Below are 13,699 nucleotides of genomic sequence, written 5' to 3' on the forward strand. Positions count from 1 at the left end.
TGTCGAAGGCGAAACGCCGTTGCTGCACGGACAATGTCCGCTCAATCGGGTGGTGCGCCGCCGGAGCGATTGCCACCCGAACGAGGAGCGCCCACGCCGGCACCGGCCTTCGGCGCCCCGTCCTTCTTGCCACTGCTTCCCCCGTTGCCCTGCGCGACCGGTGACGGTGCCTCAAAGGCCTCCAGCGCGGAGAGCACGTCCTGGACCCGAGAGATCTCGGTGTTGATGTCCTTGCGCCGACGCACCAGCTCGTCCAACTCCCGGCGGCCCTCGTCGGTCACGCGCTGCGCCTCGGCCCGTGCCTCGGACAGCAGCCGCTCGACCTCCTCCGCCGCCTCCGCGAGCTGCCGCTCCGCCCCCTCGTCGGCCCGCCGCAGTCGCTTCTCGGCCTGCTCGGAGGCGGTCTCGAGCTGCTGCTCGGCCTCCTCCTGGGCGGCCTGCAGCCGCTCCTCCGCCTCGGTGCGCAGCCGGTCGGCGCGCGCCGTGGAGTCGGCGAGCTTCTGGTCCGCCTCCTTGAGCAGCCCCTCGGCCTTGCGGACGGCCGAGATCCGGACCTTGCCGGCCTCGGCGGAGGCCTCCGAGGTGAGCTCGGCGGCCTTCTGCTCGGCCTCGGCGACCAGCTTCGCCGCCTTCTGCTCGGCGTCGGCCACGGCCTTGGCGGCCTGCTCCTCGGCCTCGGTGAGTTGCTCCTGAGCCGCCGTCACCAGGGTGTCCACGCGCTCGCCGGCCGACTTCATGGCCTGCGCGTTCTCCTTGCGGGCCCGCTCGTGCAGCGCCTCGATCTCGGCGTCGGTGCGCTCGCGCAGCTCCTCCGCCCGCTCGCGGACCGCGGTGGCGTCCCGGCGGGCCTCGGAGAGCAGGGCGTCCGCGTCGGCCCTGGCGCGCTCCACCTCGGTCTGCCCGGCCGCCTCGCCGGCGGCGGTGATCCGCTCGGCCTCCTTGCGGGCGGCCGCCACCATCGCGTCGGCCTGCTCCTCGGCGGCGGCGGTGGTGGCCAGTGCGGTGGCCTGGGCGTCCTCGCCCAGCGACTCGGCGTCCGCGAACGCCTTCTCCAGCACCGACTTGGCCTGCTCCCGGGTGGCCCGGTCGAACTGCTCGGCGGCCTCCCTGGTCTCCCGGTCGTACGCGTCGGCCCGGGACCGGGTGGCGGTCTCGTAGTCCTCCGCCAGGGTGCGGGTGGCCAGCGCGTACTCCTCGGCCTCGGCCCGCAGCGCGGCGGCGAACTCCTCGGCCTCGGCGACGGCGGCCGCGGCCCGCTCGTCCGCGTCCTGGGTGGTCTGCCTGGCCTGCGCCTCGGCCTCGGCCCGGCGCTGCTCGGCGAAGCCCAGCGCGTCCGCCCGCTCGGCGTCCGCCTCGGCCCGCAGCTGCCGGTCGTACGCCTGCGCCTCGGCCCGCTGCCGCCCGATCTCGGCGTCGGCGGCCTCCCGGTCGGCGGTCAGCTCGGCGGCCGTCCGCTCGTGCAGGGCGGTGGCCTCCGCCTCGGCGGCGGCGCGCAGTTCGGCGGTCTCCCGCTCGGCGGTCTCGCGCAGCTCGGCCGCTTCCAGCTCGGCCAGCTCGCGGGTCTCGGTGCTCTCCCGGTCGGCGGTGGCGCGCAGTTCGGCGATCTGCTGGGAGGCGGTCTCGTACAGACCGGCCACCGACTGCCGGGTCTCGGCGGCCTCGTCCTCGGCGGCGGAGACCAGCTCGGCAGCCTTGCGCTCGGCCGCGGACCGCAGCTCGGCGATCTCGGCGGTGGCCTCGGCGCGCAGCTCGCCGACCTCGGCGACGGCGGTGGCGGCGCGCTCCTGCGCCTCGGCCAGCTCCCGGGCGCCCTCGGCCCGCAGCCGGTCGGCCTCGGCCTCGGCGGCGGCGCGCAGTTCGGCCGCCTCGGCAGCCGTGCGCTCGGCCAGCTCGGTGGTCTCGGCGGTGACCCGGGCGCGCAGCTCCGCGGTCTCGGCCTCGGCGGCGGCCCGGAGCCCGGCGGTCTCGGCGGCCGTCCGCTCGGTCAGCTCGGCGCTGTCCCGCTCGGCGGCGGCGCGCGCTGCGGAGCTCGCGGCCTCGGCGGCGGCCCGCAGCTCGGCGGCCTCCCGCTCGGCGGTCGCGCGCAGCTCGGCCGCGGCGGCGCCGGCCTCGGTGCGCTCGGCCCGGGCGGCGGCCAGCAGTTCGGTGGCCTCGCGCTGCTCGCGCTCCAGCGCGGCACTCGCCTCGGCCCGCTCGCGGCGGCTCTCCTCGCGCAGCGCGGTGGCCTCGGCCTCCGCCTCGCCGCGTTGCCGGAGAGCCCAACTCTCGGCTCCGGAACGGTGGTTGTCGGCCCACTCGGCCGCTTCGGCCCGGGCCGCCTCGGCGGCGGCCCGGCTCTCGGCGGCCAGCTGCTCGGCGGCCGCCTGTGCCTCGGCCCGCACCCGCTGGTCGAACTCGGCCGCCTCGCGGCGGAGTTCGGCGGTCTCCCGCTCGGCGGCACCCCGGTTCTCGGCGGCGGCGGCCTTGGCCGCGGTGATCGCGTCCTGACCCTGCTGCTCGGCTCCGGCGACCAGCTTCTCGGCCTCGGCCCGGGCCCGGGCGAGGGTCTGCTCGGCCCGGCCCTGGGTCTCCACCGCCTGCGCCTCGGTCTGCTCGCGCAGCCGGTCCACCTCGGCGGCCGCACCCGCGCGCAGCTCGTCCGCGTCGGCCTTGGCCTTGGTCAGCAGCTCCTCGGCGGTCTTCGCGGACTCCTCGATCCGGAGCACCGCCTGCCGCCGGGCCTCGCTCTCCACCCGGTCCGCCTCGGCGGCCGCCTGGGTGCGCAACTCCTCGGCCTCGGCCCGGAGTTGGGCAGCCTCGTCGTGGGCCTGGCGGATCTGCTCGCGGAGTGCGGCGGCGTCCTCCAGGGCGGCGTTCTGGGCCTGCTCCATCGCGGCCCTGGCCTGCTCGCGGAGCCGCTCGGCCTCTGCGGTGGCCTCGGCCAGCAGTCGGTCCGCCTCGGTGCCGGCCGCCGTCACGGTGGCCTCGGCCTCGGCCCTGGCCCTGGCCACCGCCTCGTCGGCCTGCTTGGCCGCCTTGGCCAGGTGCACGGTGGCGTCCTTGGCCCCCTCGGCCCGGCCGGCCTCGCGGGCCTCGGCGGCCAGCTGTTCGGCGGCGGCCTGGGCCTCGGCCCGCAGGGCGGCGGCCTCCCGCTCGGCCTCGGCGCGCAGCTCGGCGACGGCCGCCTCGGCCTCCGCCCGGAGCTGGGCCGTGACGCTCTCGGCCGCGCCCCGCAGCCGTTCGCTCTCCTCGGCGGCGGCGGCCCGGGCAGCCTCCGCCTCGGCCTTGGCGTTGGCCGCCTCGCCCTTGATCCGGTCGGTCTCCTTGGTGGCGGTGGCCACCATCCGGGCGATCTCGGCCTTGGCGGTCTGCGAGCGCTGGTCGCTGGCGGCCTCGCCGTCGGCGACCAGCCGCTGCACCGCGGCCTCCGCCTCGATCTGCAACTGCTCGGCGGCGGCCTCGGCGCGGGCCCGCAGCTCGGCGGCCTCCTGCCGGGCGCGCTCGGCCTCGGCCAGCGCCTCGGTCCGCAGCCGCTCTATCTCCGCCTGGGCCTGGTCCAGCGCCTCGGTGGCCCGCCGCTGGTCCTCGGCCGCCTGCTCCTTGAGCTGGGTGATCTCGGCCCGGGCCACCGCGAGCTGCTGCTCGGCGGCGGCCTGCGCCCCGGCCAGCTGCTGCTGGGCCTCGCCGGTGACCGCCTCGGCCTGCGCGTTGGCCTGCTGGGCCTGCTCGGAGGCGGCCCTGAGCAGGCGCTCGGCGTCGTTCTGGGCGCGGACCAGCGCGGCTTCCACGGCGGCCTGCGCCTCGCCCCGGGCGGCGTCCACGTCGGCGGCGGTCTGCGCGCGGGCGTGGTCGGCCAGCGCGGCGGCCTCGGCCCGGGCGGCGGCGATCATCCGCTCGGCCTCGGCCTGGGCCTCCTGGAGGACCCGCTGGGACTCCTGCTCGGTGCCCACCCTGGTCTGCTCGGCCCAGGAGACGTTCTCGTTGACGTGCCGCTCGGCGCTGCGACGCAGCTCGGTGAGCTCCTCGTCCAGCTGGCGCCGGCGGGCGGCCAGCTCGGCCTCCAGGCGCGCGGTGCGCTCGGCGGCCTCGGCCATCAGCCGCTGGGTGGCCGCCTGGGACTCCCGGAGCTGCCGCTCGGCGTCCGCGCGCAGCTGCTGGGCCTGCATCTCGGCGTTGTGGAGAAGCTGCTCGGCCTGCCCGGAGACGGAGTCGAAGGCACGCGGCTGGGCGAGCTGCCGACGGGATTCGTGCAGCTTGGCCCGGAGCACCTCCACCTGGTAGGCGAGGTCCTCGGCATGCTGGACGGTCTTGTCCCGCTCCTTGCGAGTCCGATCCATCTCGGCCTCGAACTGGGAGAGGTGATCGTCAGCCTCGTAGCGGTCGTTGCCCCGCACTCCGCGGTCCCATCCATCTCCTGGTCGCGTCCTCGACCCGGCCGGCCGGTAACCCCACCGTGGGGCCGGATCAGCTGGTCCTTGCAGCCGTGGCGGGTGCCACGGTCGGAGCCGTCGGGCACCGGCGCGCGACGATGTCGCGCTCCGCCGTCCGGGTGGACTCCTGAGCGAACTCTTGCCTGTGGAGAATGGTGACAGATCCGAACGGCGGTCTCGTCGCCGCGCCCGGTTGGTGGACTCCCCTTGAGACGGGACCAGCCATCGAAGCTCCGGCTGCTCCCACCATCGGCCGTGCCCGCCGGACCGGTCCTCCCCGGAGCTTTGCGCACTTCGGCATTGTAGTGTGCGCGGCCCGTAGGGGAATGGGCGAGTGGGGGTTTTCCAAGGTTACCGACGGGTCGCGGGCGGGGCCGCAGGACGGCGGCCCCGCCCGGCGGCGTCAGTGGCCGGTGGTCGCCGAGGTGACCAGTTCGGTCAGCACACCGCCGCAGTCCTTCGGGTGCAGGAAGGTGATCCGGGACCCCATCGAGCCGATCCGGGGCTCCTCGTACAGCACCCGGACGCCCTTGGCCTTGATGTCGGCGGCGTCGCCGTCCACGTCCGCGGTGCCGAACGCGATGTGGTGCACGCCCTCGCCGTTCTTCGCCAGCCACTTGGCGACCGTGGAGTCCTCCCGGGTCGGCTCCAGCAGTTGGAGGTACGAGGCGCCGCCGTCGCCGGTGTCGTTGATCTTCAGCATCGCCTCCCGGACGCCCTGCTCCTCGTTCACCTCGCTGTGGAAGACCTCGAAGCCGTAGGTGGCGCGGTAGAACTCGACGGTCTTGTCCAGGTCGAAGCAGGCGATCCCGATGTGGTCGATGCGGGTCAGCACGGCTGGCCTCCGGAAGGAGTGAGGGGTTTGAAGGGCGGGTACCAGTGCAGCGCACGGAGTTGAGGCAGCGCCAGCACGTCGCGTGCGAGCCTGCTCACAATTCACCCAAGCTGTGCTGACACGCTGTTGACCAGGCAGTGACACGTGCCGCTGATCACACCTCGGCTGCGATGACGCACGGGTTACGGGTCAGTACATTGAGGCCGCATCCCCACACCCTCATGGCCTTGACGCGCGAAGGGGCTCGTCTCATGACTACTTCAGTGATCGTCGCTGGTGCCCGAACCCCGATGGGCCGGCTGCTCGGCTCGCTCAAGGGCTTCTCCGGCGCCGAGCTCGGCGGCTTCGCGATCAAGGCCGCGGTCGAGCGGGCCGGTCTGACCCCCGATCAGGTCCAGTACGTGATCATGGGCCAGGTGCTCCAGGCCGGGGCCGGCCAGATCCCCGCCCGCCAAGCCGCGGTCAAGGCCGGCATCCCGCTGAACGTGCCGGCGCTGACCATCAACAAGGTCTGCCTCTCCGGCCTGGACGCGATCGCGCTGGCCGACCAGCTGATCCGCGCGGGCGAGTTCGACATCGTGGTCGCGGGCGGCCAGGAGTCGATGACCAACGCCCCGCACCTGCTGCCGAAGTCCCGCGAGGGTTACAAGTACGGCGCCATCGAACTGCTCGACTCGATGGCCCACGACGGCCTGACCGACGCCTACGAGTCCATCCCGATGGGCGAGTCGACCGAGAAGCACAACGCCCGGCTCGGCATCGGCCGCGAGATCCAGGACCACCTGGCCGCGCTCTCGCACCAGCGCGCCGCCGCCGCGCAGAAGAACGGCGTCTTCGACGCCGAGATCGTCCCGGTCGAGATCCCGCAGCGCAAGGGCGACCCGGTCGTCTTCAGCCAGGACGAGGGCATCCGCGGCGAGACCACCGTGGAGACGCTGGCCAAGCTGCGCCCGGCCTTCACCAAGGACGGCACCATCACGGCCGGCACCGCCTCGCAGATCTCCGACGGCGCCGCCGCGGTGATCGTGATGAGCAAGGCCAAGGCCGAGGAGCTGGGCCTGAGCTGGATCGCCGAGATCGGCGCGCACGGCAACGTCGCGGGCCCGGACAACTCGCTCCAGTCGCAGCCGTCCAACGCCATCAAGCACGCGCTCTCCAAGGAGGGCATCGGCGTCGAGGACCTCGACCTGATCGAGATCAACGAGGCCTTCGCGGCCGTCTCGCACCAGTCGATGAAGGACCTAGGCGTGACCGAGGACAAGGTCAACGTGAACGGCGGCGCGATCGCGCTCGGCCACCCGATCGGGATGTCCGGCGCCCGCGTGGTGCTGCACCTGGCGCTGGAGCTCCAGCGCCGTGGCGGCGGGGTCGGCGCGGCCGCGCTCTGCGGCGGTGGCGGCCAGGGCGACGCCCTGATCGTCCGGGTGCCCAGGGCCTGACCGGCTGACGTACTTTCGGGGCCGCCGGACGTCCGCGTCCGGCGGCCCTTCCTTCGTTTGCCTAGTGACCGAGGAGCACGCGCATGATCGACGTCCCCACGCTGGTCGAGCAGGCCCGGGAGGGGCGGCCGCGCGCCGTGGCACGGCTGATCTCGCTGGTGGAGAACGCCGCCCCGCAACTGCGGGAGGCGATGGCCGCGTTGGCGCCGTACACCGGGCAGGCGTACACGGTCGGGCTGACCGGTTCGCCCGGGGTCGGCAAGTCGACCTCGACCTCCGCGCTGGTCTCCGCGTACCGGCGGCTCGGCAAGCGGGTCGGCGTGCTGGCGGTCGACCCCTCCTCGCCGTTCTCCGGCGGGGCGCTGCTCGGTGACCGGGTCCGGATGCAGGAGCACGCCACCGACCCGGAGGTGTTCATCCGCTCGATGGCCACCCGGGGGCACCTGGGCGGGCTGTCCTGGACGGCGCCGCAGGCCCTGCGGGTGCTGGACGGGGCCGGCTGCGAGGTGATCCTGGTGGAGACCGTCGGGGTCGGCCAGTCCGAGGTGGAGGTGGCGGCCCAGGCCGACACCACCGTGGTGCTGCTCGCCCCCGGCATGGGGGACGGCATCCAGGCGGCCAAGGCGGGCATCCTGGAGATCGGCGACGTCTTCGTGGTCAACAAGGCCGACCGGGACGGGGCCGACGCCACCGCCCGCGAGCTCAACCACATGCTGGGGCTCGGGGAGTCGCGGGGTGCGGGGGACTGGCGGCCGCCGATCGTGAAGACCGTGGCCGCCCGGGGCGAGGGCATCGACGAGGTGGTCGAGGCCCTGGAGAAGCACCGCGCCTGGCTGGCCGAGACCGGTGAACTCGCGGTCCGCCGGCGCCGTCGGGCGGCGGACGAGATCGAGGCGATCGCCCTCGCCACCCTCCGGGCCCGGATCGGCGACCTGCACGGCGACCGGCAGCTCTCCGCCCTCGCGGAACGCGTCGCCGACGGCACGCTGGACCCGTACGGAGCGGCGGACACCCTGGTCGCGGGGCTGACCCGGGGCTGACCCTTTTCGCAGCCGCTCAGCGGTCCACCACCCAGGGGCTCGGGGAACGGCGACGGTTCGTGGCCGGCGGGTATCACTGCGAAAGTGCCTGGCCACCCCTGAACGGATCCCCTTGCAAGGGTCGGCGTCGCCCGCGCGGCGGAGCCGCAGATCAGCAGGGCCCCGAGCCCCTGACCGTAGATCCGAAGCACCTGCCAAAAGGTCGGCGTCGCCCGCGCGGCGGAGCCGCAGATCAGCGGAGCCCCGAGCCCCTGGCCGTAGCTGCTCAGCCACCTGCAAAAGGTCGGCGTCGCCCGCACGGCGGAGCCGCGGATCAGCGGAGCCCCGAGCCCCTGCTCGATCGCGTGCCGATGGGTCAGCTGCGGCCACGCAGGCTGCGGAGGTGTTCGGCGACCGGGGCGAGGGCGGCGTAGAGGGTGTCGATCTGCTCGGGGGTGAAGCGGTCGATGAAGTGGTGGCGCACCGAGCGGACGTGGTCGGGGGCGACCTTCTGGAGGATGTCCCAGCCGTGTTCGGTGAGGTGGGCGAAGAGGCCGCGGCGGTCGCCCGGACACTCCTGACGGAGCACCAGGCCGGCGTTCTCCATCCGGGTGATCTGGTGCGAGAGGCGGCTCTTCGACTGGAGGGTGGCGGTGGCCAGGTCGGTCATCCGCATCCGCCGGTCGGGGGATTCGGAGAGCACGACCAGGATCTCGTAGTCGTTGTTGGCGAGACCGTGCGGCTGGAGCTCCCGGCCGAGCTGGTAGTCCAGCAGGTGGCTGACCTCCAGGTGGGCACGCCAGAACTGCTGCTCCTTGGCGGAGAGCCAGGGGGTCTCCTCCGCCGCCGAGGACGACGGGGAGGAGACCGCTGCGGGGGTGTCGGCGGGGGAGTCCATACCAGCCACTATAGCCGAGGTTGTTCAAAGTTATACAATTAGACCAGCCGCAATACCTACAGGCCGAAGCGCCGTCCGAGGTCCCCGAGATTCCCCACGCCGGGGATGTTCACGTTCGGCAGCTGGCTCTGGCCGTGCCCGGGCTGCTGCTGCGGCACGCCGTACCCACCGCCGGGGACGCCGGCCTCCTGGTGGACCACGCCGACCGAGCGCTCGGCCATCAGGGTCTCACTGGACTGGAGCAGCACCGTGCCCGCCCCGATGAACTCGAACTGGTGCTCCTCGCCGGAGGCGCCGCCGAGCCCGGTGAGCTGGCGCAGTCCGCCGAGCACGCCGTGCATGTAGCCGTGGTCGTAGTGGTGACAGGGGGCGGGGCAGTCGGCCCAGCCGACCAGGGCCTGCGGGTCGACCCGGATCGGCGGCTCGACGAAGTGCACCGGACCGTTCGAGGCGGCCACGAACTTGCCGGTGCCGATCAGGGTGAGGAAGCCCGGGATGATCGACTGCTTGAGCGCCAGGGTCGGCTCGAAGGCCAGCAGGTTCCCCGAACGGACCGTCAGGTTGCCGTTCTCCAGGTCGTACGAGTTGAGGTCGAAGGCCCGGTCGGCGAGCAGCAGCTTGCCCCGGCCCTCGGCCACCACCCAGTCGGTGGCGTGCAGCGGGGAGTTGAAGTTGCGGCCGAGCGCGCGGTCGATCGAGCCGTGGCCGATCCCGGAGAAGCGGACGTCGCCGTAGTAGGCGATCATCTTCCCCTTCTGCAGGTAGTACGGGCCGTTCAGGTCGACCGAGAAGGCGTACGGGTTGACGTTGTCGTTGACGGGCAGGCTGTTCGCGTCGTGCACCTGCGGGCCCTCGGGGACGCCGTAGCCGGGCTGCGGCGGCTGCGCCGGGTACTGCTGGGGGGCGCCGTATCCCGGCTGCTGCGGATAGCCGGGCTGCTGCGGCGGGTACTGCGGCGGGTAGGACATCAGAGCTTCTCCTCGCTCGCCTGGACGTACACCACACCGTTGCCGGACAGCTCCAGCTGGAACGCCTCGCCGGAGCCGCGTCCGACCATGTCGCGCCAGCCCACCGACGTGGACAGCTTGTTCTGCACCTGGCCGCGGTGCGCGACGTACGCCTGCGGGTCGACGTGCACCGGCTGGTTCGGGGTGATCGGCAGCTCGACGAAGCCGCCGTGCGCCATCACCGCGACCGAACCCTGGCCGGCCAGCTGGGTGGTGAACAGGCCCTGGCCGCTGACCTGGCCGCGCACCATGCCCATCACGCCGCCCTGCGAGCCGAGGAAGACGGTGGTCTGCCGGAGCGTGCCGTCGAAGGCGAGCAGCCGGTCGGCCTCGACGTTCAGGGTGTCGCCGGTGAGCTCGATGATCTGGACGTGGTGGCCGCCGTGGCCGAAGAGCACGCTGCCCTGGCCCTCGACGGTCATCAGCGGGACGTCCTCGTTGGCCACCCGGCGGCCGATCATGCCCATCACGCCGCCCTGACCGCCGGTCAGGTTGGGGGTGAAGGCGACCTCGCCGGTGTAGGCGATCATCGAGCCGCGCTGGCTGAAGATCCGCTGGCCGGGGAAGACCTTGGCCTCGATCAGCTTGCTGTTGATCTTGGTGAACGGCATCAGACGTCGCCCCCGAAGGTGAGCCGCTCGGACGGCTGGACGTAGACCAGGCCCTCGCCGGTGAACTCCACCTGCATCGCCTCGCCACCGCCCTCGCCGATCAGCGTGGTCCAGCCGCCGCCCGACTTGAGCGCGCGGTTGAGGTTCCCGGTGTGCGCGACGTACGCGCCCGGGTCCACCCGCAGCGGCTGCCCCTGGGAGACCCGGAGGATGATCGCCGGGCCCTTGGAGGTGAGCGCGGCCCAGCCGTGTCCGTCCACCTTGGTGGTGAACAGGCCGGTGCCGGAGGCCATCCCGTTCAGGCCGGTGAAGCTGGTGCCGGTGTGCAGGCTGCCCTCGGTGCAGAGCAGGTTGTCCGCCTCGACGAACAGCGTCTCGCCGTTCAGCCGGACGAGGTTGACCTCGGTGGCCCGGTCGGCGAAGAAGCAGGTGCCCTGCCCCTGGACCTCCATGACCTCCATCTGCTCACCCGTCAGCCGACGGGTGACCATGCCGCGCAGGCCGTTGCCACCACCGCTCAGCTTCTTGAAGTTCATCTGGCCCGTGTAGGCAACCATGCAGCCGTTGCGGGCCTTGACCGCGTCGCCCGTCATGTCGACGGCGAGCACCTTTGATCCCTGGAGTCGAAACTGTGCCACGCGGTGACCATAGCGGCCGTCGCCGGGCGACCGGGAGGGGGTGCGGGCCACTGGTACACATCCGGTACACACCCCCGGCCGCCGGTGATCGGTGAAGGACCGGTCATAATGAACGGTCGGCTTGTGCGTCCGTTCACAAGCCCGTGCAGCACAAGCCCGCCGATCCCGTAGTGAGGTACCCGCCGTGAAGAGCAGCGCCGTCCACCGTCTGCGCCTCGTGTCCGCCCCCGAGGGTCTGTCCTTCCTGCTGCTGCTGGTCTGCTCGGGGCTCAAGCGCACCACCGACTTCAACGCCGTGCCGGTGATGGGCATGGTGCACGGTGTCCTCTTCGTGCTCTACGTGGTCTTCCTCGCGCTGGCCTGGCAGAAGCAGCGCTGGGACGCCAAGCGCGGCGCGGTCCTGTTCGTGCTCTCGGTGCTGCCGTTCGGCGGCTTCGTGGCCGAGCGGATGCTGGCCAAGGAGGAGCGCGGCGAGTACCCGGCCGCCGGGCAGCCCGCCACCGCCTGACGCACCCGGCACGAAAGCCCGGGCCTCCCCTCCGAGGGGCCCGGGCTTTCGCGTGTCAGGTGGCGGGGTGTCAGTTGACGTTGACCCCGGACCAGGCGGCCGCGACCGCGCTGTACTCGGCGCTGCCGGCGCCGTACAGGTCCGCCGCCGCCTTCAGGGTGCCGGTGCGGGCGCCCGCGTAGTTGGTGGTCGAGGTCCAGTACACGGTCAGCGCGCGGTACCAGATGGCCGCGGCCTTGTCCCGGCCGATGCCGGTCAGGGTCGAGCCGTTGGAGGTCGGGCTGTTGTAGCTGACGCCGTTGACGGTCTTGGCGCCGCTGCCCTCCGAGAGCAGGTAGAAGAAGTGGTTGGCCGGGCCCGAGGAGTAGTGCACGTCGAGCGAGCCGAGGGTGGAGGACCAGGAGTCCTTCGAGCCGCCGTCCTTGGAGGGCTTGTCCATGTAACGGAGCGGCGTGCCGTCCCCGTTGATGTTGATCAGCTCGCCGATCAGGTAGTCGCCCTTGTCGGCCGCGAGGTTCGCGGAGAACTCGACCATGGTGCCGAAGATGTCCGAGGTGGCCTCGTTGAGGCCGCCGGACTCGCCCGAGTAGTTCAGGCCGGCGGTGTTGGAGGTGACGCCGTGCGTCATCTCGTGGCCCGCCACGTCCAGCTCGGTCAGCGGGTGGGTGTTGGAGGCGCCGTCGCCGTACGTCATGCAGAAGCAGGAGTCGGACCAGAACGCGTTGACGTAGTTCCGGCCGTAGTGGACGCGGCTGTAGGCGCCGACACCGTCGTTGCGGATGCCGAGGCGGCCGAACGAGTTCTTGTAGTAGTCCCAGGTGGCCGCGGCGCCGAACTGGGCGTCCACGGCGGCGGACTGGGTGCTGGAGACCAGGCCGGTGCCCCAGACGTTGTCGGTGTCGGTCAGCAGGGTGCCGTTGCCGGACGTCTTGTTGGCCAGCGTGGTGGTGTACATGTTGCCCCGGCTGGGGTCCTTCAGCTGGTACGTGCTGCCCGAGGAGTTGGTGGTCAGCGGGACCGAGCCGACGAACACGCCCTTGCCGCTGCCGGTGGCGGCCGCCGCGAGGTACTGCTCGTGGGTGGAGAGCACCTCGCCGGTGGCGGCGTCGGTGACGAGCTTCTGGGCGCTGGGTATGCCGCTCTCGCGGACGCCCTCGACCACGGTCTCGTAGGCCAGGCGGGGGGTGCCGGAGGTGGCCCAGATCACCAGCTTCGGCGCGGAGGAGCCGGTGACCTCCTTGATCGGGCTCTGGTCCTCGTCGATGGTCACGCCGACGGTGGCCTGCACGGCGCCGGTGGCCTGCTTGGCGGCCTTCTCGGCCGGCACGGCCGGGGTCAGACTGGGCAGCGCGAGCTGCGCCTCGGCGGCCTTGTCCACGGACGTGACCTTGCCGTTCGGCGCCAGGTGCGCGACCAGGTCGCCACCGACCACCGGCAGACCGGCGTAGGTGCGCTCGAAGCGCAGGTGCTTGGCGCCGGAGGCGTCGATCACGGCGTCCTTGGCGACCAGCGCCTCGGAGGCGCCGAGGCCGGCGGCCTTGGCCACGGACGGGGCGTATGACTGGGCCAGCACCTTGAGTTCGGCGCGCTGCGGCACCGAGCCCTTGCTGCTCGCGGGAAGGGGGGCGGCCTGCGCCGCCGAACCGACGCCGACCTGGACGGCGGAGGCGAGGATCACAGTGGCCGAGAGGGCGGCGCCGACAGTCAGCTTTCGCTTCACGTGCGGGGTTCCTTCCGAAGTTCAACCGCGTGTGCGCGGTCGCATCTCACTCCGGGGCGCCATGGGTGGTGCCGTCGGGGCGGAGCGGATGCTGACGTGCTGCTCCGTGCGGTCAAGCGGCATCGGCCGGATACGGGTGGGGCGGCCGGTGCCTACAGGGCTGGCCAGAAGCATGACAATGCACCTGATGAAATGACAGGTCTCGGCTGACAATTGGCAAGCTCCCGCCAGCTCGGCACGCTGCGTGATGGCCTGATCGACTGCATGGCATTACCGACGAAACGGGTCAATTCCGGCAGTGGGGCGGAGTTTTGACGCGAACGGAACCTGAACAACCGTCGAAAATCGGTAACTGTCCAGACCAATGCGAAGATTGCGGCCGTGTTTCGCCAGGTTGCTGTCCAGGTATGTACCAGAAAAGGTGCTGGCGGGACTTCGCCAGACCGCCCCCTTGATCGCCCGGCCGGGCACCTGGTAGCAACGCCGCGGGCGGGGCGCCCCCGGGGGGGGGGCCCCCCCCCCCGGGCCCGGGGGGGGGGGGGGGGGGGGGGGTCCCCCCCCCCCCCCCCGCCGCCCCCCGCATTTATAGCGGGGTGGGGGGGGCGCCCGACCGGT

At 72.7% G+C, this 13,699-nt stretch carries 10 protein-coding genes; 3 read left to right on the top strand and 7 right to left on the bottom strand.

Annotated elements, in window-relative coordinates; translation table 11 throughout:
- Window positions 1-41: 41 nt before the first annotated feature.
- Complete coding sequence (locus ACIRPK_RS08960) at window positions 42-4,373, bottom strand: hypothetical protein (protein WP_403035056.1); 4,332 nt, start codon at window positions 4,371-4,373, stop codon at window positions 42-44.
- Between the two features lie 439 nt (window positions 4,374-4,812).
- The gene (mce, locus tag ACIRPK_RS08965; protein ID WP_403035059.1) at window positions 4,813-5,244 is read right to left on the bottom strand and encodes a methylmalonyl-CoA epimerase; all 432 of its coding nucleotides are present in this window, start codon (window positions 5,242-5,244) and stop codon (window positions 4,813-4,815) included.
- Window positions 5,245-5,495: 251 nt separating this feature from the next.
- On the opposite strand from mce, the gene ACIRPK_RS08970 reads away from it, so the two are divergent.
- The gene (locus tag ACIRPK_RS08970) at window positions 5,496-6,683 is read left to right on the top strand and encodes an acetyl-CoA C-acetyltransferase (RefSeq protein ID WP_403035062.1); all 1,188 of its coding nucleotides are present in this window, start codon (window positions 5,496-5,498) and stop codon (window positions 6,681-6,683) included.
- Window positions 6,684-6,766: 83 nt separating this feature from the next.
- Window positions 6,767-7,723 carry a methylmalonyl Co-A mutase-associated GTPase MeaB gene (gene meaB, locus ACIRPK_RS08975; protein WP_403035064.1) on the top strand — a complete coding sequence of 319 codons (957 nt, stop codon included), beginning with the start codon at window positions 6,767-6,769 and terminating at the stop codon, window positions 7,721-7,723.
- Window positions 7,724-8,078: 355 nt separating this feature from the next.
- On the opposite strand, the gene ACIRPK_RS08980 is transcribed toward meaB, so the two are convergent.
- The 4 genes from ACIRPK_RS08980 to ACIRPK_RS08995 are packed head-to-tail and all read right to left on the bottom strand — an operon-like array spanning window position 8,079 to window position 10,856.
- Window positions 8,079-8,600, bottom strand: coding sequence for a MarR family winged helix-turn-helix transcriptional regulator (locus tag ACIRPK_RS08980; RefSeq protein WP_403035065.1), 522 nt, complete (start codon window positions 8,598-8,600; stop codon window positions 8,079-8,081).
- A gap of 56 nt (window positions 8,601-8,656) precedes the next feature.
- The gene (locus ACIRPK_RS08985; RefSeq protein WP_403035067.1) at window positions 8,657-9,568 is read right to left on the bottom strand and encodes an AIM24 family protein; all 912 of its coding nucleotides are present in this window, start codon (window positions 9,566-9,568) and stop codon (window positions 8,657-8,659) included.
- Complete coding sequence (locus tag ACIRPK_RS08990; RefSeq protein WP_403035070.1) at window positions 9,568-10,218, bottom strand: AIM24 family protein; 651 nt, start codon at window positions 10,216-10,218, stop codon at window positions 9,568-9,570. Before ACIRPK_RS08990 ends, ACIRPK_RS08985 begins: the two co-directional genes overlap by 1 nt.
- Window positions 10,218-10,856 (bottom strand): AIM24 family protein, encoded by a 639-nt coding sequence (locus tag ACIRPK_RS08995; protein WP_184914207.1) that lies wholly within the window; start codon window positions 10,854-10,856, stop codon window positions 10,218-10,220. The genes ACIRPK_RS08990 and ACIRPK_RS08995 overlap by 1 nt, the downstream gene beginning before the upstream one ends.
- Before the next feature lie 184 nt (window positions 10,857-11,040).
- Between ACIRPK_RS08995 and ACIRPK_RS09000 the strand changes: the two genes are divergently transcribed.
- On the top strand, window positions 11,041-11,364 hold the full coding sequence (locus ACIRPK_RS09000) for a DUF3817 domain-containing protein (protein ID WP_403035072.1): 324 nt from the start codon (window positions 11,041-11,043) through the stop codon (window positions 11,362-11,364).
- Between the two features lie 70 nt (window positions 11,365-11,434).
- On the opposite strand, the gene ACIRPK_RS09005 is transcribed toward ACIRPK_RS09000, so the two are convergent.
- Window positions 11,435-13,084, bottom strand: a complete 1,650-nt coding sequence (locus ACIRPK_RS09005; RefSeq protein WP_403035075.1) for a M4 family metallopeptidase — start codon at window positions 13,082-13,084, stop codon at window positions 11,435-11,437.
- Between the last annotated feature and the right edge of the window lie 615 nt (window positions 13,085-13,699).

The organism is Kitasatospora sp. NPDC101801 (genome assembly GCF_044766665.1).
Taxonomy (GTDB): domain Bacteria; phylum Actinomycetota; class Actinomycetes; order Streptomycetales; family Streptomycetaceae; genus Kitasatospora.